Source organism: Agrilactobacillus fermenti, from assembly GCF_021030645.1.
Classification (GTDB): domain Bacteria; phylum Bacillota; class Bacilli; order Lactobacillales; family Lactobacillaceae; genus Agrilactobacillus; species Agrilactobacillus fermenti.
The window spans coordinates 1-592 of record NZ_JACGCJ010000070.1; the positions used below are offsets into that span (position 1 = coordinate 1).

General features: G+C 44.9%; 1 protein-coding gene. It reads left to right on the forward strand.

Going from position 1 to position 592, the window contains the following annotated elements; all coding sequences use genetic code 11:
- Positions 1-592, forward strand: a 592-nt coding sequence (locus FHQ08_RS12640; protein WP_230914746.1) for an IS30 family transposase, incomplete at both ends; no start/stop codon positions are given.

Below are 592 nucleotides of genomic sequence, written 5' to 3' on the forward strand. Positions count from 1 at the left end.
TGTTTTTAGAATGCCATTGGTCCCCTGAAGAAATTGCGAACCGCTTAGTGGTTGAACATCATCAACTCCAAATCAGCTACAATACGATCTATCGGGCTATTCAAAACGGCACATTCGACCAACAAAATCAAAAAGCCACCCGCAAACTACGCCATCGAGGTAAAACACGTCATGCCAAAGGGTATGTGGAAAAACGCGGTAAAATTCAAATCAGTCACACCATCCATGAACGGCCGTTGGCCGCCAATGATAGAACGGAGATTGGTCATTGGGAATTAGATACTATGGCGGGGAAAACTGGTAGAGCCTGTGTTGTAACGGTCGTTGACAGAAAATCACGGTATACCTTGATTGGCAAGGCTGCCTATAAAAAAGCTAGTGCTGTCACAGAAGCTCTATTGAAATTGACGAGCCAACTACCGATCAAATTGATCAAAACGATCACGCCTGATCGCGGTAAAGAATTCACAGCCCATCAAGAAGTTACTGAGAAGACGGGGATCGAGTTTTACTTTCCAGATGCCCATGCTCCTTGGCAAAGAGGAACTAGTGAGAATACCAATGGTTTGATCCGGGAATATTTACCCAAGGG